The organism is Streptomyces sp. NPDC006435 (assembly GCF_040612315.1).
Taxonomy (GTDB): domain Bacteria; phylum Actinomycetota; class Actinomycetes; order Streptomycetales; family Streptomycetaceae; genus Streptomyces.
The window spans coordinates 166,501-183,813 of sequence record NZ_JBEXPY010000002.1 but is presented as its reverse complement, the minus strand read 5'-3'; the positions used below and the strand labels follow the sequence as shown (position 1 = coordinate 183,813).

At 72.9% G+C, this 17,313-nt stretch carries 14 protein-coding genes; 7 read left to right on the top strand and 7 right to left on the bottom strand.

What is annotated here, in order from left to right; all coding sequences use genetic code 11:
• Positions 1-237 precede the first annotated feature (237 nt).
• Positions 238-1,596, top strand: a complete 1,359-nt coding sequence (locus ABZZ04_RS03025; protein WP_356930425.1) for a PAS domain-containing protein — start codon at positions 238-240, stop codon at positions 1,594-1,596.
• Positions 1,597-1,671: 75 nt separating this feature from the next.
• On the opposite strand, the gene ABZZ04_RS03020 is transcribed toward ABZZ04_RS03025, so the two are convergent.
• Complete coding sequence (locus tag ABZZ04_RS03020) at positions 1,672-2,427, bottom strand: SIS domain-containing protein (RefSeq protein ID WP_356930653.1); 756 nt, start codon at positions 2,425-2,427, stop codon at positions 1,672-1,674.
• 216 nt (positions 2,428-2,643) lie between these two features.
• On the opposite strand from ABZZ04_RS03020, the gene ABZZ04_RS03015 reads away from it, so the two are divergent.
• The gene (locus ABZZ04_RS03015; protein ID WP_356930424.1) at positions 2,644-3,336 is read left to right on the top strand and encodes a metal-dependent transcriptional regulator; all 693 of its coding nucleotides are present in this window, start codon (positions 2,644-2,646) and stop codon (positions 3,334-3,336) included.
• A 795-nt stretch (positions 3,337-4,131) separates the two neighbouring features.
• The gene (locus tag ABZZ04_RS03010) at positions 4,132-5,025 is read left to right on the top strand and encodes an alpha/beta hydrolase (protein WP_356930423.1); all 894 of its coding nucleotides are present in this window, start codon (positions 4,132-4,134) and stop codon (positions 5,023-5,025) included.
• A 111-nt stretch (positions 5,026-5,136) separates the two neighbouring features.
• Here the strand turns inward: ABZZ04_RS03010 and ABZZ04_RS03005 are convergent, their stop codons facing one another.
• The 3 genes from ABZZ04_RS03005 to ABZZ04_RS02995 all read right to left on the bottom strand — a co-directional run bounded on the left by ABZZ04_RS03005 (position 5,137) and on the right by ABZZ04_RS02995 (position 8,370).
• Entirely contained in the window at positions 5,137-6,777 is a 1,641-nt protein-coding gene (locus ABZZ04_RS03005; RefSeq protein WP_356930422.1) for a transporter, read from the bottom strand.
• Positions 6,774-7,613: an ABC transporter ATP-binding protein gene (locus tag ABZZ04_RS03000; RefSeq protein WP_356930421.1), complete on the bottom strand. Its 840-nt coding sequence runs from the start codon at positions 7,611-7,613 to the stop codon at positions 6,774-6,776. The genes ABZZ04_RS03005 and ABZZ04_RS03000 overlap by 4 nt, the downstream gene beginning before the upstream one ends.
• Before the next feature lie 91 nt (positions 7,614-7,704).
• A complete protein-coding gene (locus ABZZ04_RS02995; RefSeq protein ID WP_356930652.1) occupies positions 7,705-8,370 on the bottom strand; it encodes a bifunctional DNA primase/polymerase in 666 nt (221 codons plus the stop codon).
• A 363-nt stretch (positions 8,371-8,733) separates the two neighbouring features.
• Here ABZZ04_RS02995 and ABZZ04_RS02990 point away from each other — a divergent pair, with 363 nt between their 5' ends.
• A complete protein-coding gene (locus tag ABZZ04_RS02990) occupies positions 8,734-10,116 on the top strand; it encodes a transcriptional regulator (protein WP_356930420.1) in 1,383 nt (460 codons plus the stop codon).
• A 281-nt stretch (positions 10,117-10,397) separates the two neighbouring features.
• Positions 10,398-12,059, top strand: coding sequence for a hypothetical protein (locus ABZZ04_RS02985; RefSeq protein WP_356930419.1), 1,662 nt, complete (start codon positions 10,398-10,400; stop codon positions 12,057-12,059).
• A 104-nt stretch (positions 12,060-12,163) separates the two neighbouring features.
• On the opposite strand, the gene ABZZ04_RS02980 is transcribed toward ABZZ04_RS02985, so the two are convergent.
• The gene (locus tag ABZZ04_RS02980) at positions 12,164-13,441 is read right to left on the bottom strand and encodes an ABC transporter substrate-binding protein (protein WP_356930418.1); all 1,278 of its coding nucleotides are present in this window, start codon (positions 13,439-13,441) and stop codon (positions 12,164-12,166) included.
• 174 nt (positions 13,442-13,615) lie between these two features.
• On the opposite strand from ABZZ04_RS02980, the gene ABZZ04_RS02975 reads away from it, so the two are divergent.
• Entirely contained in the window at positions 13,616-14,062 is a 447-nt protein-coding gene (locus tag ABZZ04_RS02975; RefSeq protein ID WP_148837315.1) for a hypothetical protein, read from the top strand.
• Between the two features lie 28 nt (positions 14,063-14,090).
• Positions 14,091-14,969 carry a formyltetrahydrofolate deformylase gene (gene purU, locus ABZZ04_RS02970; protein ID WP_356930417.1) on the top strand — a complete coding sequence of 293 codons (879 nt, stop codon included), beginning with the start codon at positions 14,091-14,093 and terminating at the stop codon, positions 14,967-14,969.
• A 70-nt stretch (positions 14,970-15,039) separates the two neighbouring features.
• Here purU and ABZZ04_RS02965 read toward each other — a convergent pair whose 3' ends face one another.
• Both ABZZ04_RS02965 and ABZZ04_RS02960 read right to left on the bottom strand, forming a co-directional pair.
• Positions 15,040-16,389 carry a zf-HC2 domain-containing protein gene (locus tag ABZZ04_RS02965; RefSeq protein ID WP_356930416.1) on the bottom strand — a complete coding sequence of 450 codons (1,350 nt, stop codon included), beginning with the start codon at positions 16,387-16,389 and terminating at the stop codon, positions 15,040-15,042.
• Positions 16,386-16,964 carry a sigma-70 family RNA polymerase sigma factor gene (locus tag ABZZ04_RS02960; RefSeq protein ID WP_356930415.1) on the bottom strand — a complete coding sequence of 193 codons (579 nt, stop codon included), beginning with the start codon at positions 16,962-16,964 and terminating at the stop codon, positions 16,386-16,388. The genes ABZZ04_RS02965 and ABZZ04_RS02960 overlap by 4 nt, the downstream gene beginning before the upstream one ends.
• Positions 16,965-17,313 lie beyond the last annotated feature (349 nt).

Genomic DNA, 17,313 nt, shown 5'->3' with positions numbered 1-17,313 from the left:
GCACTGCAAAGAGCGCGACAACGGGCGTCAGCCCGCAGCCACCTCACGAGTCCGAGAAGAAATCACTTCCGGAACACCTCCTTTCTTCGCTGCCATGCAGCCTAGGAACACCTTCGGCACCGCACAACCGAATTAATGACGGGGTCGTTTTCCGGGAAGTCGGTGTGCGCCGGTTCCCCTTCGAGTTCAATGGTCTGACGTGCGGAAATGCCGAATGCGTCCTGCGGGGGGTACGGGGTGAGTGCGTCCACGAGCAGTGGAACGGCCGAGGCGCCGGTGCCTGACGAGGGGTCGGGGGGCGGGCCCGGGGCCGAGTTGCTCGCGGCGTTGCTGGACGGGATGGACGCCGCGCTCTGCGCGTTCGACGCGGGCGGCACCATCACCCACTGGAACCGCGAGGCCGAGCGGATTCTCGGCTGGTCCGCCGCGGAGGCCGTGGGGCGTTCCGGGTTCGCCGGGTGGGCGGTGCGGCGGGCGGACGCGGGGGAGGTTCAGGGGCGGTTGATGGCGGCCATGGACGGGCCGGGCCGCCGGGTCCACGAGTTCGCGCTGCTGCGCAAGGACGGCGGCCGGGTGCTCGTGCGGACCCAGTCGGCCGGGGTGCGGGGCGCCGACGGCCGGCCGGCCGGGGTGTACTGCGCGTTCAGCGAGGTGCACGCGCAGATCGATCTGGAGCGGTCGATCGCGCTGAGCGAGGCGCTGCTGGAGGACGCGTCCTGGGGTGTGGTCCTCGTCGACGCCGATCTGCGTCCCGCGGTCGTCAACGCGCACGCGGCGCGGGCCCTGGGCGTCGGCCGGGCGGCACTGCTGGGGCGTCCGCTGGGGGAGGTCGTCGTGCGGGGCGTCGAGGAGGTGGAGGGCGCGTTGCAGCACGTGCTGGCCGAGGGCGCGCCACCGGCGCCCGCCGAGTTGTGGGTGACGTTGCGGACGGCGGAGGGGGAGCGGCGGCGCTGCTGGCGCAGCGGTTTCCTCCGGCTGACGTCGCCGCTGGCCGAGGAGCCGGTCCCGCTGGGGGTCGGCTGGCTGTTCCAGGACGTGACGGCGGAGCGACTGGCGGCGCAGGAGGCGGACCGGACGCGGTTCCGGTCGAACCAGTTGCACCGGGCCTCGCGGTCGGCGTCCGAGTGCGAGGACCCGATGGAGGCGGCCACCTCCTACCTGGACTACGCGCTCGCGGGCTTCGCGGACCACGCGCTGGTCGACCTGGTGGTGGGGGAGCGGCTGGTGCGGGTGGCGGCGACCCCGTCCGGTGAGCCGGGGCCGTGCCTGCCGGTGGCGGCCGGTTCCCTTCCGCTGCGGTACGCGACGGGGCACCCGGCCCTCCGGGCGGTGGACCGTACGGGGTCGGTGCGGGCCAGCGCGGGGAGCGGGGCGGGGGCCGGGGAGTGGGCGGCCGAGCGGCAGTGGCCCGGGGACGCCGCGCACGCGCTGTGCGCGGTGCTGCGGAGCCGGGGGCGGACCCTGGGGGTGGTGACGTTCCTGCGGTCCGGTCACCGTGCCGCCTTCGAACGCCCCGACGCGGCGTACGCGGAGAGCGTGGCGGTACGGGTCGCGGCGGCGGTGGACCTGGCGCAGGTGCTGAAGCCGGGGGGATGAGGGAGCGGCGGGCCCCGGCGGGCCCGCCGTCGTCGGGCGGCGGACCCGGTGCCGGGCGGTGGCCCCGGGGCCTGGTTACTGGTGGTAGAAGATGCGGTCCCGGTACTCCGTCATCACGCGGCCGTTCCACTCGTGGCCGCCGTCCACATTGCCGGACCGCAGCAGCGGCGGTTCGACGCCCCGCTGTGCGAGCTGCTCCGCGGCGGCGGCCATCATCGCCTGCATCACCGCGCTGGTGACCACCGTCGACGCGGGCGCGAACGGTGCCTCGATCCCGTCGAGGGTCAGCTCCGCGTCGCCGATCGAGATCTTGCTGTCGAGCACGATGTCGCAGTGGTCCCGCAGGAAGCCGCCCGAACCGTGCCGGGAGCGGGTGCCGTCCGCGTACGCCACGGACGTGACGCCGATGACCTTGAGGCCGAGCGCGCGGGCGTTCAGCGCCATCTCCACCGGGAGCGCGTTGCGTCCGGAGAGCGAGATGATCACGAGGACGTCGCCGGCCCTGGCGGGGCTGGAGTCCAGTACGGCGCTCGCCAGTCCGTCGACCCGCTCCAGCGCGGAGCCGAGGGTGGCGGGCATGACGTCGACGCCGACCGTTCCGGGCACGGCCAGCAGGTTCATCAGGGCGAGCCCGCCCGCCCGGTAGACGACGTCCTGCGCGGCGAGCGAGGAGTGCCCGGCGCCGAAGGCGAAGAGCCGGCCGCCCGCCTCGACGGTGTCGGCGATCGCGGCACCGGCGGCCGCGATGTTGCCGGACTCCTCGTCGCGCACACGCCCGAGCAGGCCGATCGCTGCGTCGAAGAACTGACCGGCCAGCTTGCTGTCGCTCATCGAGGAGGCCCTTTCCGGCAGGGAGACGTTCATGGGGTGTCCATGTCGCGGATCACGTTGCGGTCTGGACCAGTGGCCTGTCAATACCGTCCGCCCGGTCCCGTGGCGGCGGTCTTCGACGGGCGGGCACGGTTGTCGGCGGTATGCGTCAGAATTGGAGGAGGGCCAGCGCACAGCGCTTATGACGTTTTCATGTCACAGCATCGAGGGGCACGTATGTCCGGACTGATCGACACCACGGAGATGTATCTCCGCACCATCCTCGAACTCGAAGAGGAAGGCGTGGTCCCCATGCGCGCCCGGATCGCGGAACGGCTGGACCAGAGCGGTCCGACGGTCAGCCAGACGGTGGCGCGCATGGAGCGCGACGGCCTGGTGCAGGTCGCGGGCGACCGGCACCTGGAGCTGACCGGCGAGGGCCGACGCCTCGCGACCCGTGTCATGCGCAAGCACCGGCTCGCCGAGTGCCTGCTCGTCGATGTGATCGGCCTGGAGTGGGAGCAGGTCCACGCCGAGGCGTGCCGCTGGGAGCACGTGATGAGCGAGGCGGTGGAGCGGCGGGTGCTGGAGCTGCTGCGGCACCCCACGGAGTCCCCGTACGGGAACCCGATCCCGGGCCTGGAGGAGCTGGGCGAGAAGGCGGAGGCCGACCCGTTCCTCGACGAGAGCATGGTGAGCCTGTCGGAGCTGGACCCGGGCGCCGACGGCAAGACGGTGGTCGTGCGCCGGATCGGTGAGCCGATCCAGACGGACGCCCAGCTGATGTACACGCTGCGGCGGGCGGGCGTGCAGCCCGGTTCCGTGGTCAGCGTGACCCAGTCGCCGGGCGGTGTGCTGGTCGGCAGCAGCGGTGAGGCGGCGGAGCTGGACGCCGAGATCGCCTCGCACGTGTTCGTGGCCAAGCGCTGACGGCCGGTCCGTACTTCCTGTACCTCCGGTACCTCCTGGTACCTCCCGTACTTCGCGTATCTCCCGTTCATCCCGTCGACGAGGCGCCGCGGCCGGAACGCGGCCGTGGCGCCGAGGGACGGTATCCGCTTTCTTTTTTCCGTGCGGAACAGCAGCGCCCGGACGGATCGCGTGCCAGGCTGTGGCTGAGGCATACCTGAGAGTGTCGGCCGATGGGCCGCGCGGTCGGGGAGGGAGCAGGTGCATGCGCCCGTCGTACTGGCGTGTCCGGCATGTCCGGCACGCGCATCGCAAGGTGGTCGTCCCGCTCCGTGCCGTTCCCGGGCCGGACGCCCCGGAACCGGCCGTCCGTGAGTCGGCCGTCCATGAGTCGGGCGCTCGTCTCCAGGGCTCGTGCGCAGGTACGCGCGCCGTGCGCGCCGCTGCCCGCGCGCCCCTCCCTGCCACTTCCCGCCCCATCGCTTCCCGGCCCGTCGTGACGGCGGGCGGTCTCCCGACAGCGGAGGGCCCCGGCGCCGCGCGGCGCCGGGGCCTGTCCTCCCCTGCTTCGACCTGGAGCCCCGAGCTCTCGAGGTCGGTCCCTACGGGCCCTCATCCCCGAGTGGCCCGCCTCCCGGAGAAGATCTCCCCTCCGTCGAGGGCATCAATCCTTGGAACCGGTCACTCGAACGAGGGGTGTTGGGTGCCGGGCCCCGGTTTTCGAATACAAGTTCGATAGTCTGGCGTGGCGCGACCACGTGGCGATCGAGCAGTGATCAAGCGGTGATCGAGGACCTGAAGGAGGTGCCAGGACATATGGTGCGGCGCATCGATGTGACCGGGACCGACGGCGTACGCCTCGCGGCCTGGGAGTTCGCCGATCCGCCCAAGGAGCGCGCGGAGGGCGAGCGCGTTCCCGGGGTCTTATTGCTCCACGGCTTGATGGGCCGGGCCGCGCACTGGGCCTCGACCGCCCGCTGGCTCGCCGAGCGGCACCGGGCCGTCGGCCTCGACCAGCGCGGGCACGGCCGCAGCGAGAAGCCGGCCGACGGCCCGTACACCCGTGACGCGTACGTCGCCGACGCGGAGGCGGCGATCGAACAGCTCGACCTCGCCCCGGTGACCCTCGTCGGGCACTCGATGGGGGCGCTGACGGCCTGGCAGCTCGCCGCGAAGCGCCCCGACCTGGTCAAGGCCCTGGTCATCTGCGACATGCGGGCCTCCGCGCTCGGTGCGGCCTCGCAGCGGGAGTGGGAGGACTGGTTCCGGTCCTGGCCGGTGCCGTTCGCGACGCTCTCCGACGTGCGGAAGTGGTTCGGCGAGGACGATCCCCGGGTGGAGCGGCCCAATCCGGCCCGGGGCGAGTTCTTCGCCGAGGTGATGGCCGAGCGGGCGGACGGCTGGCGGCCCGTCTTCTCCCGCCGCCAGATGCTCCAGTCCCGCGCGACGTGGGTGTTCGACGCGCACTGGGAGGAGCTGGCCCAGGTGCGGTGCCCGACCCTGGTGCTCCGCGGCCTCGACGGCGAACTGGGCCGGGCGGAGGCCCAGGAGATGGTCCGCGTGCTGCCGCGCGGGCAGTACGCGGAGGTGGCCGACGCCGGTCATCTCGTCCACTACGACCAGCCCGAGGGATGGCGCGCGGCGGTCGAGCCCTTCCTGGAGCAGTTCGCCGAGGACCCCCGGGGCGACCTGGAGCCCGCCATTCCGTGACGGGCGGTCCCGTGGCGGGGCATCCCGTGACGGGCGGTCCCGTGGCGGGCGCCATGTCGTGACGGACCACCACGGGACCGCGGTGGTCCGTCACGGGTCGGCGGGGCCGTGTCAGCCCTTGCTGACCGCCGTCAGGATCTCCGGGAGCCGTTCCGCCGTGCGCGGGGCGGCGACCCGCAGTCCCGCCCAGGAGATCAGCGCCCCGTACGCGGCGCCCACGGGCAGCAGCACCCACAGCCACTGCTGGTGGTCTGCGACGTGCAGCCAGATCAGCGCCGCGATCAGGGGCGCGCAGAGCAGTCCCGCCGAGAGCATGCCGCCGAAGACGGAGATCCAGGCGAGGCCGCCCTGGCCCGGCGCCACGTTCTTGAACCCCTCCTGCGGGATCGAGTACGGGAAGACCGCCGACGCCACCGCGCCCGTCGCCAGCATCCCGCCGAGCAGGGCGAGCGACAGGCCCAGGGCCTCCGGCAGCGCGCCCCAGTCGCCGAGCACCGCCGCGGTCAGCACCATCACCAGGACCGTGTACGGCAGGGTGATCAGCAGCAACGCCAGTGCCCGCGCCCGCAGTTCGAGGTAGGCATCCCGGGTGGAGGAGATCGTCAGCAGGACCATCCAGAACGCGGAGGTGTCCTGCCCGAACTGGTTGTACATCTGGATGCCGAGCATCCCGGCGGCGAAGCAGGCGAAGTAGACCGAGCCATTGCCCTGGAGCGCGTTGAACAGCGGGACGATCAGCCCGACCGCCAGCGACGTGACCCAGGCCGCCTTGGTCTTCGGGTCGCGCGTGATGTACCGCAGGCTGCGCTCCATCACCGGGCCCGTGCGTCCCGGGGGCAGCAGCGCGGAGAGCCGGGAGCCCTTCTTGCCGGCCTTCTCGCGGGAGGTGTCGGCAGCGGCCAGGGTCGAACCGTCCGGGGCCGTCATCAGCTTCGTCAGGCTCCGCTGCCACAGCCACAGCAGTACGAGCAGGGCCGCCGCGGACAGCAGCAGCTGCCCGACGGCCTGCCCGTACGAGCCCCGCGACGCCGAGTCCACCGCCCCGATCGCGGAGGCGGGCGGCAGCCAGCGCACCACTTCGGCGACCGGGTCGAGCGCGGCCAGGCCACCGGCCCGGCCGAGCTGCTGCGCACCGAAGTTGACGACCTGGAAGCCCACGGCGATCACCAGACCGCTGAGCACCGCCAGGTCGCGGCCCTTGCGCGAGGTCAGCAGCCGGGTGTTGGCCGCGGCCACCGTCCGGGCCAGCGTCACGCACAGCAGCAGCGCGAGCGGCGCACCGACCACGGCGAACACGGCCCCGGCCGCGCCGTACGCCACCGCGAACACCGAACCGACCACCAGGCAGAGCGTGAACAGCGGGCCGATCCCGACCAGCGAGGCCACCAGCAGCGCCGAGACCAGCGGGCGCGGGCGCAGCGGCAGCATCACCAGACGGCTCGGGTCGAGGGTCTCGTCGCCGCTGAGGAAGAACAGCGGCATCACGGCCCAGCCGATCGCCAGCAGCCCGGCCGTCAGGACGACGACGGAGGCGACGTGGTCGTGCCCGCGCAGCATGATCAGCCCGATCAGCTGGCTCGCGGCGATCAGCAGGGCGAAGACGACGGACGCGATGTACGCGGCCCGCCGGCCGGCCGACTGCCGCAGCCCGTTGCGCAGCAGGGCCAGCTTGAGCCGGACGAAGACGGGGACCAGGCCCTCGCCCGCGGCCCGGCGGGGAGCGGTGCCCGCGGGGGCGTCGAGCACGCTCATCGGTCGCCGCCCAGCCAGTCGAGGGAGTCGTCGGCGGCGCGGGAGCCGGCGCCGACGAGTTCGAGGAAGGCGTTCTGCAGCGAGGACGCCTCGCCGCGCACCTCGGCCAGGGTGCCCTGGGCCCGGATGCGGCCGGCCGCCATGACGGCCACCCAGTCGCAGAGGGACTCGACGAGCTCCATCACGTGGCTGGAGAAGACGACGGTCGCCCCCGAGCGGGTGTAGCGCACCAGCACTTCACGGATGGTCTGCGCCGACACCGGGTCCACGCCCTCGAACGGCTCGTCCAGGAAGAGCACTTCGGGGTTGTGCAGCAGCGCCGCCGCGAGCCCGATCTTCTTGCGCATGCCGGTCGAGTAGTCGACGACCAGCTTGTGCTGGGCGCCCGCCAGGCCGAGCACGTCGAGCAGCTGGGTGGCCCGCTTGTCCACCTCGGCGCCCGGCAGGCCGCGCAACCGTCCGGTGTACGCGAGGAGTTCGCGGCCCGAGAGGCGCTCGAAGAGCCGCAGCCCCTCCGGGAGGACGCCGATCCTGGCCTTCACCTCGACCGGGTCGCGCCACACGTCGTGGCCGCCGATCTCGACGGTCCCCTCGTCGGGCCGGAGCAGCCCGGTGACCATCGACAGCGTGGTCGTCTTGCCCGCCCCGTTGGGGCCGACCAGACCGATGAACTTGCCCGCGGGCAGCTCCAGATCGATCCCGGCGACCGCGGTCTGTTCCCCGAACCGCTTCCACAGCCCCCGTACACGAACGGCGGGCGGAGCCGCACCGGCCCCGCCCGTACCGCCCGCCCCGCCGGCCTCCGTCGTTCTGTCGGTTTCCGCGTGGTCACGCATGATGCCCTGCCCTTTCGATGTCCCCGTGTTCCGGGACCAGCCTACGAAAGGGCGTTCTAGGGAAAAGAGGGCAGAGCGGCAAAAACGCTTCCTACGGGCGGCGGGTCCGGGCGTCGGCCACCTCCCGCGCGCAGGCGTAGGCGAGCGGACTGATGAGTTCCTCCGCTTCCGGCAGCCATCGATTGGCGGTGGTGGGGCGACGCGCCCACTGCACCGCGCCGCGCCCGCCGACCCGGGTCGGCGGCGCCGTCACGTAGTGGCCGTCGCCGCGGCCGACCAGGTCGATGGCGGCGGCCCGCCAGCCCAACTTCCGTACGAGCCCGTCCGACTTGGCCGCCGCGCCCGGCAGCACGAAGAAGTGCATCCGCCGGTCGGGGGTGCAGGTGACGGGGCCGAGCGGCAGTCCCATCCGCTCCATCCGGGCCAGGGCGAGGAAGCCGGCGGACTCCGGTACGTCGATCGCGTCGAAGGCGCGCCCGGTGGGCAGCAGGATCGACGCCTTCGGGTGCCGGGACCACATCCGGCGGGCGGCGGCTCCGCTCCCGGTCGCCTGGCCGGCCCAGTCGGGTCCGGCGGGGTGCGCGCCGGGGGCGGCGCAGTCGGCGTCGCCGCAGGAGCACCGCTCGGTCCCCCCGTCCGCCTCCAGCCAGGTGCCCGGGCACACGTCCCAGTGCCGCTCCTCCGCGTATCGCACCGCGGCGTCGAGCAGTTGCTCGCCCCGCTGACCGGGCACTTTCACGGTTTCCGCGGACTTCACGTCCTTCGTGGCCGCGGCGGGGGGTTCTTCGACTGCGATGGGATCGTCCACGCACAGCACAACTGTGGCCAGCGCCCGGGGTTACGGGCGCGGCGGCGCGTCCCCGGCGTACCGGCCCGCCGGGCGGGGCGCATGGAGGCATGGGCGGGGGCGCGTGCCGGGCGGGGACCGGCCGGGTGGGTAGCCACATACGGGCGACCGCCGGACAGCCGGCGAACGCGTCCGGAACGGTCGGCCTTTGTCATATGCCGACATGAATGGCAAGGAACGCAACACACCTGACGATCACGATGAATGTGCGCATTTTCCGGGTATCCGCCGGGCAGTGATCCGCCCATGATCACTGCGGCCTCAGGGGGAAACATGGCAGCCAGGCCTCTCGTCGCACGCCAGCCGAACGAACGGCTCCAGGCGCTCATTCAGGAAGCCGGATGCTCCAACGCCGGTCTTGCCCGGCGCGTCAACATGGTCGGTGCGGAGCGCGGGCTCGACCTGCGGTACGACAAGACCTCCGTGGCCCGTTGGCTGCGGGGGCAGCAACCTCGTGGCAGGGCGCCGGGAATCATCGCCGAGGCGCTCGGCCGCAAGCTCGGCCGGACGGTCACGATCGACGAGATCGGCATGGCCAACGGCAAGAACCTCGCGTCCGGCGTCGGTCTGCAGTTCGCCCCGACCGTGATCGGCGCGATCGAGCAGGTCTGCGAGCTGTGGCGCAGCGACGTCGGACGCCGCGACTTCCTGTCCGGTTCGGCGGTCGCCTCCTCCGCGCTCGTCGAACCCAGCCGGGACTGGCTGATCACCGGCGCCGACCCGCAGGTGGCACGGGCGGCCGGTGCCCGGGTCGGGATGCCGGACGTGGAGGCGGTGCGGGCGATGACGGCCGCGCTGGTCGACCTCGACCACCGGTTCGGCAGCGGGCACGTGCGGCCGGTCCTGGTGCACTACCTGAACAGCGTCGTGTCCGGGCTGCTCTCCGGGGCGTACCGCGAATCGGTCGGCCGGCAGCTGTTCGCCGCCGTCGCCCGGCTCACCGAACTCGCCGGGTACATGGCGGTCGACACGGGCCAGCCGGGGCTCGCCCAGCGCTACTACATCCAGGCGCTGCGCCTGGCCCAGGCGGCGGGCGACCGGGCGTACGGCGGCTATGTACTGGCCGCGTCGATGAGTCACCTCGCCGCGCAGCTCGGCAACCCGAGAGAGATCGCCCAGCTGGCGCGGGCCGCGCAGGAGGGCGCGCGCGGGCGGGTGACGCCGAGGGCGGAGGCGATGTTCCACGCGGCGGAGGCGCGCGGGCACGCCCTGCTCGGCGACGTCCGCACCTGTCAGGCGGTGATGGGCCGGGCGGTGACGGCCCTGGAGCACGCCGAACCGGACTCGGGCGACGACCCCGCCTGGATCGCCCACTTCGACCACGCCTATCTGGCGGACGAGCTGGCGCACTGCCACCGCGACCTCGGCCAGGCGGAGGCGGCGGCGCGCCGGGCGAAGGAGTCCCTGGACGGCCACCCGGAGTCCCGGGCCCGCCGCCGGGGCATCGGCCTGGTGCTGCTGGCCACGGCCCAGGTCCAGATGCGCGAGGTGGAGCAGGCGTGCCACACGGGCACCCGGGCGATGGAGCTGCTGGGTTCGCTGCGCTCCAGCCGGGGGGCGGAGTACCTGGACGACCTCCAGCAGCGGCTGATCCCGTACGGGGACGAGTCGGCGGTACGGGAGTTCGGGGCGCGGCTGGAACTCCAGGCGGCGTGACGGGGACCCGGCCGGGGGCGACGGGGCCGGCCGGGGTTCCGGTACGTATTCCTCCGGTGGGCGTCCCTCCGGTACGGGCTCCGGGCGGGGAGCCGGTACGGAGTCCGGGATCGGGGCCGTGACCAGGGAATACGGGGCTGCTTTCTTAACTGCGTCTTAAGAGGGCCGGGTGTTACACATCCTGTGAAGGGGTGGTGAGTGACATCACGCGCTTGGCGAACGGCGGCAGCCACCCGATAGCGTGAGCCGACGATTCCGTAGGTTCACACGTAGGAGTCCCGGTGACGCAGAGCGGACAGGGTGACGAGCAGCAGCTCCCTGCTGTACGGCCCGCGCACGAAGGTGTCGTGCTGCCCGCGGGTGGCGGAGAGCCCTGGATACCAGGGGGGCCGGCGGACCAGGCGGCCCCGGCGGGCGGCCAGCCGTGGGGGCAGCCCTGGGGGCCGCAGGCGGCGCACCCGGACGCCTCGTCCCAGCAGCCTCAGCAGCAGTCCCAGCCCTACCAGCCCCAGCCCCACCAGCAGCCTCAGCAGCAGGCGCACGGGCAGGGGCAGGGGGCGTACGGGCAGGCGCAGTACGGAGCGGGGCAGCAGCCGGCCCCGGGGTACGGACAGCAGCCGCCCGCACAGCAGCCGCAGCCGCCCGCGCAGCAGTACGGGCAGATGCCCCAGGCGCAGCCCCAGGCTCCGCAGCCGCCGCACGTACAGCCGCCGCACGTACAGGCCCAGCAGCCCCCGCAGCCTCAGCACTCCCAGCAGCTGCCGCCCATGCAGCAGCAGCCCCAGCAGTCCCAGCAGCCGTTCGCGCAGCCGCTGCCGCCGGAGGCCGTGCCCGGTGGTGTTCCGGGCGGGGACGAGGCGGCCACGCAGTACATCGCGCCGGTTCCCGCAGGGCCCGCCCCGAGCGGGCTGCCGCCGGAGAGCCCCGCGGAGTCCACCCACTTCCTCGGCCGCGGGGTGCCGCCGCAGCAGTCCCAGCAGCAGCCTCCGCAGCAGCAGTACCAGCAACAGCAGCCCGGCCAGGGCGCCGACGCCGAGGCGACCCAGTACATCCCGCCGGTTCCCGGGGGCACCCCGTACGGCATCCGGCCCGGGGCCCCGGGCGACCGGCAGCCGCCCGCCGAGTTCGACAGCCTGTTCCGCAACGACGAACCGGCCGGCTCCACCCAGCAGATGCCCCTGCCCGACCACCCGCAGCAGCATCAGCCCCAGCCTCACCAGCAGCCCCAGCCCCCCCAGTACGCGGGGGACCGGCAGCCCCCGTACCGGCCCGTGGACGAGGACCCGTACGAGCCGCAGCCGCGCAAGAGGCGGGCGCACGTCACGCTCATCGCGGCGGTCGTGGCCGGCTGCGCCGTCGTCGGTCTCGGCGCGGGCGCGCTGCTGAGCGGCGGCGACGACAAGGGCGACGAGGGCAAGGAGCCGGTCGGCTCGGCGAGCACGCCCGCCGTCCAGCAGTCCTCCTCGCCCGAGGCCGAGGCCGATCCGGCGAAGCCGCAGGCCGAGGCGCTCGACAAGCTGCTGGCCGACAGCAACAACAGCCGTGCCGCGGTCATCGGGGCGGTCGAGAAGACCAAGAACTGCACGGACCTGGACCAGGCCGTGGCCGATCTCAAGGACGCCGCCCAGCAGCGCCGCGATCTGGTGACCCGGCTCCAGGAGCTGAGCGTCGACAAGCTGCCGAACAACGCCCGGCTGACCGCCTCCCTCACCAAGGCGTGGCAGGCGTCCGCCTCCGCCGACGACCACTACGCCGCGTGGGCCGCGCAGGCCAAGAACGGCAAGAAGGTGTGCAAGCACGGGAAGGCGCGCACGACGTCCGAGACGCAGAAGGCCACCGTGCAGAGCGGCGAGGCGAGCCGGGCCAAGCGCGAGGCGGCCGGGCTGTGGAACTCGATCGCGTCGAAGTACGGGCTGACCAAGCGGGCGGCGACGCAGCTCTGAGGCGCGGCCCCGACGGGGCGGGGAGCGGGGCGGGCGGTCCGGGCGCGGAAGCGGGACGGCCCGCCCGCCCCGCCCGTCCGGCGGACGGCCGCCCGCCCCGGGAGTCAGTTCCTGGCGCTCGCGTCCGACAGCGTCTTCGCGACGTCCACGAAGCCCTGCTTGTCCGCGACGAGCCGCCCGTCGCGCACCACCTGGAACGTCACCTTGGTGTTGACGATCCGCGGGTACGCGGACGAGCCGAGCATGTCCTCCAGGTTCCAGCGCAGTGCCGGGGTGAGGCCGCCGGTCCCGACCGGGGTGCCCCGGTCGAGGGTGGAGGCGAGCTTCCAGGAGGTGATCTTCGAGGCGTCGGCCGCCTTCACGATCTCGTTCAGCACCGTGTACGCGATCCACGTGGTCTGGACGCCCGTGTCGTCCGGGTCGATCCGGTTGTCGCCGAAGGCGTGCTCGCGGATCACCTTCCGCATCCCGTCCCAGCGGTCGTCGCCCGAGTCCGGGTACCAGCCGGTGACGTAGGCGCCCTCGAACGGGCTGTTCCGGCCGCCGGTGCTGTCGATCAGCGGCTGGTCGACGCTGCCGAGCACGGAGGAGGTCCGGACCTTCCCGTACGACGGTTCCAGCCGCCGGAAGGAGTCGAAGAAGGTCTCCGTGCTCTTCCCGAGCACGGCCGTGACGCAGCCGCCGGACGTCCCCGCCGCCCGGAGCGCCGACTCGGCGGCCCCGTCGTAGGAGGTGGCCGACTCCAGCGCCTTGACGTCGGCGGGCACGGACCGGCCGGTCTCGGTGAGGCCGGTCCTGAGCAGCCAGGCCTGGCCGTCGCCGCCCAGGGTGTCGGGGCGCACCACGGCCACCCGCTCGCAGTCGCGGCCCAGCTGACGGGCGTTGCCCGCGAGCAGGGCGGCCTGGCCGCCGTTGACGGGGTACGAGTTGTAGCTGCTGAACTCCTCGTCGGAGGCGCCGTATCCGCCGATGTAGGGGATCTGGGCGGTCTCCAGCGGTGCCATGAAGGCCGTCCCGTGCCGACTGTACGAGCCGACGACTGCCACGACCTTCTCCTCGATGGCCTTCCGGGCGCAGTTGGCCGCGCCGATCGAGGTGTCCTTCTCGTCGCAGGTGAGGACGCGCAGCTCGTGGCCGTCCAGCCCGCCGTTCCCGTTGGCCCAGTCGGCGTAGGTACGGGCCATGGCGGTGACGCCCGCCATGTCGAGCGTGTCCGGCCCGCCCCCGGACGGCGCCCAGGTCATGACGGTGACGGGCTCCCTGGAGCCCCCCGTGGCCCCAGGGAGTACGCCGCAGCCGGTGACCAGCAACGCCCCGACCGCCGCCGTACTCGTGAAGAACTTGTAGGGGCGGGGGGAGGTGGGGCGTCGCCGTCCGGTCATGGATACGTACAATTCCCGCCCCCGGGTAACGCCGCAGTGTGCCCCGGTCAACGCTCGGTGACGTCCGGGTGAATTGCGGGGGTCCGTGCGGGAGGCGAAAAAGGGAACGTACGATCGATGACCGTGCAGCAAGGTTCGGAGAACACTTCACGTCGTGGCCGTCGCTCCTCCACCATGGGCGGCATGCCGCTGAATGACATGCCTTGGTGGCGCTGGCGCAGCAACGTGCGCTCGGCGCTGCACATGCTCTCCGACCCCGTCTTCCACCACGAGTGCTGGCTGGCCGGCCGGGAGGGGTACGGCGACGTCACCGACGCCGTGTACCGCCTGGTCGAGGACACCTGGCTGGACAACTGGTCCGCCGAGAAGTACGTCGGGACGATATTCCGCGACGCCGGCGAGGCCGCCCTCGTCGACGTCGCCGTGCTCCGGGTGCTGCGCATCATGCACCAGGTCGGAGCGGACGCCCCGGTCTCGGCGTACATGGAGCACCACGGCTGGCCGGAGGCGGTACGGGCCGCCCGCGAGGCCCATGTGCTGCTCGCCGGCAACGACGGCGAGGACCCCGACACGCCCCCGCGCTCCCTGGACGTGCTCCGCATTCTGACCAGATCGGCCTGACACCGGGCCGATGTGGCACGCTACGGGAATGACCGAGCCCAAGCCTGCCGACACCGCTGCGGACCAGTACGTCCTCATCCTCTCCTGCCCCGACAAGCAGGGCATCGTGCACGCCGTGTCGAGCTATCTCTTCATGACCGGCTGCAACATCGAGGACAGCCAGCAGTTCGGCGACCACGACACGGGCCTGTTCTTCATGCGCGTCCACTTCTCGGCGGAGAGCCCGGTGACCGTCGAGAAGCTGCGGGCGAGCTTCGCGGCGATCGGCGACTCCTTCCGGATGGAGTGGCAGATCCACCGCGCCTCGGAGCGGATGCGGGTCGTGCTGATGGTCAGCAAGTTCGGGCACTGCCTCAACGACCTGCTGTTCCGGTACCGGATCGGCGCGCTGCCGATCGACATCGCGGCCGTCGTCTCCAACCACACGGACTTCGCGGAGCTCGTCGCCTCGTACGACATCCCCTTCCGGCACATCCCGGTGACCAGGGAGACCAAGGCCGCCGCGGAGGCGCAGCTGCTGGAGCTGGTCCGCGAGGAGAACGTCGAGCTGGTCGTCCTCGCCCGCTACATGCAGGTGCTCTCGGACGACCTCTGCAAGCAGCTGAGCGGCCGGATCATCAACATCCACCACTCCTTCCTGCCGAGCTTCAAGGGCGCGAAGCCGTACCACCAGGCGCACGCCCGAGGGGTGAAGCTGATCGGCGCCACGGCGCACTACGTGACCGCCGACCTCGACGAGGGCCCGATCATCGAGCAGGAGGTCGAGCGGGTGGGCCACGGCGTCACGCCGGACCAGCTGGTGGCCATCGGGCGCGACGTGGAGTGCCAGGCGCTGGCGCGGGCGGTGAAGTGGCACGCGGAGCGCCGCATCCTGCTCAACGGCCGCCGCACGGTGATCTTCTCGTAGCACCCGACGGCCCTGCGGCACCCGGCCCGCGGCGGCCGAAACACGGCACCCGGCCCCGCGGTGGCCGGTCCTACAGCCGGCTCAGCGAGGCCGCGGCGAACAGTACGTCGCGGATTGCCTCGCGGTCCCCCTGCTGCCCGGCCGCCGCGTCCACCGGCGGCACGTGCCCGGCGACCAGCTGGCAGAACTCCACCCCGTCCAGCGCGACCTGTGCCACCGTGTGCTCGGGCGAGCCGAGCGCGGCCGGGGAGTCCAGCGGGATGTACCAGTCACCACCGCCCGAGCCCTCGATCTCCAGATGCAGCGAACGGCCCGGCGAACCGGCCGTCACCAGATGGCGGGCCGGTCCGGCCAGCCCGGACCTGCGCCGCCCGGCGAGCGCGGCCGGGATCAGCCGGGCCGCCAGGTCGATCATCCGGTTGAGATGGACGGCGGACGGCGCCTCGTACGGATAGTCCACCGCGTCCGCGATGTCGCCGCCGTGCACCCAGCACTCGAAGGCCCGGTCCAGCAGGGCGTCGTGCATCGGCAGGGCGAAGTCCCCGTACGAGACGGACAGTTCGGAGACCCCGCGGCCGGCGAAGGACACCGTGCGGATGAGGGCGTGGCTCTGGGCGCGCCACGGCTCGCGGACGGCGCGGGTGGGCGGCAGCCGGGCGGCGGACCAGTACTTCTCCGTGCGCGGGGCGGGCGACAGCGGCCAGTCGTCGCCCCGGCCCGTGGTGCCGTCGCCGAGGGGGACGTCGAGGCCGAGGGCGGTGGCGACCAGCCCGTCGACGGTCATGAGGTGGCCGATGACGCCCGCGACCGTCGTCCGGCGCCGGGCCTGCTGCTCGTCCTCGAACCACTTCAGGCGCACCGGGGCGTGCCACTCCGAGTCGCCGATGTCGCGGAGCAGCGCGTCCAGCCGCGCGGTCTCCGCGTCGTACGGGGCGGCCCAGTCCGGCACCGGGATGCCGGGCGGGCGGCGGGTCAGACAGGAGTCGATCACCCGGTTGCGCAGGGTCGGATCGAGGTCCAGGCTGCGGTCGGTGTGCAGCAGGCCGACCGCGTCGCGCAGCCGCAGGGCCTCGTCCGCGCAGGCCGCGCACTCGGTCAGGTGCGCCTCGACGGCATCGGACTCCTCGGCCGAGCAGGCGGCCAGGGCCCAGGCGCCGAGGAGGGCCTTGAGGACGTGATGCGAAAGCGTCGGCACCGGGGCGGGCGGGTCCGATCGGTCCGGTGGTGCCACGGTGGTTTCCGGTTCCGGTGTCGTCGGCTGGGAAGTCGGCCGCACGGCCCCGGGGACCGGCGGCGGGGGAACGGTGCCGAGGGCGAGGTCGTCCGCGGCGCCCCGCGGTGCCGGTATGCGCCGGGCGCCCCGCACCTCGTCGTCGCGGCCGTCGTCGCCCGTACGGCCGTCGGCCTCGTCACCGTTCACAGGGGCTGTCCGTATCCGGGCGGCGACATCCCCTCCAGCGGACGGGCGCGGGCGGTGGAGAGCAGCTGCAGCCCGAGCCGCAGCCGGCGGCGGGCCTCGTCCTCGCTGACCCCGAGGTCGGACGCGGTCTGCCGGTAGTCCCTGCGCTGGATGTACGCGAGCTCCAGCGCGGCCCGCAGCGGGGCGGGCATGGAGGAGACGATGTAGTCGGCGCGGGCCGCGGCCGTGGCCAGGCGCACCCGCTCCTCCAGGTCCTTCTCGATCTCCTCGTCCGTGCCGTCCTGGAGATCGGCCTCCTCGCGCAGCCGCCGCACGGACTGGCGGTGCGTGAGCCGGGCCACCCAGGAGCGCATCGAGCCCTGCTTCGGGTCGTACGCGTCCGGGTTCTCCCAGACGTAGCCGAAGACCTCGCGGGTCACCAGGTCGGCGGCGGTCTCGTCGTCGAGCATCCGGTGGGCCTGGCTGTGCACGAGCGAGGCGAACCGGTCGTAGAGCTCGCCGAGGGCCGCCGCCTCACCGCGTGCCAGCCGCTGCTGCATCTTGCGGTCCCAGCGGGGTGGTGCGTTTTTCGCCATGCGAACTCCCAGCCCTGTTCCCCTCGTCACACCGAATGTAGTCGGACACGCCGATCGGGCACGTCTTTTTGCGGCAAGTACGCCCCTGAAGCGGCCCGGGATGGTAGGGAATGCGTCGCCCTGCGGTGCCGGAATCGGGTCCGAAACGATCATTTCTGTTTGGACGCGGTTGCGCCCCGTGATGCGCCCCGGTGTTTCATCGGCGTACGACCGGGGCACCCGCGAGAAGGAACGGAAACTTCCGGATCGTCGGAATTCCCCGGAACGAGAGGCCCCGTCACGTGAGGAGTCACCGCCCCACCGGAAACCGCCCGGCGCCGGTGGCGGCCCACGCCGCCCGGCCCGCCCA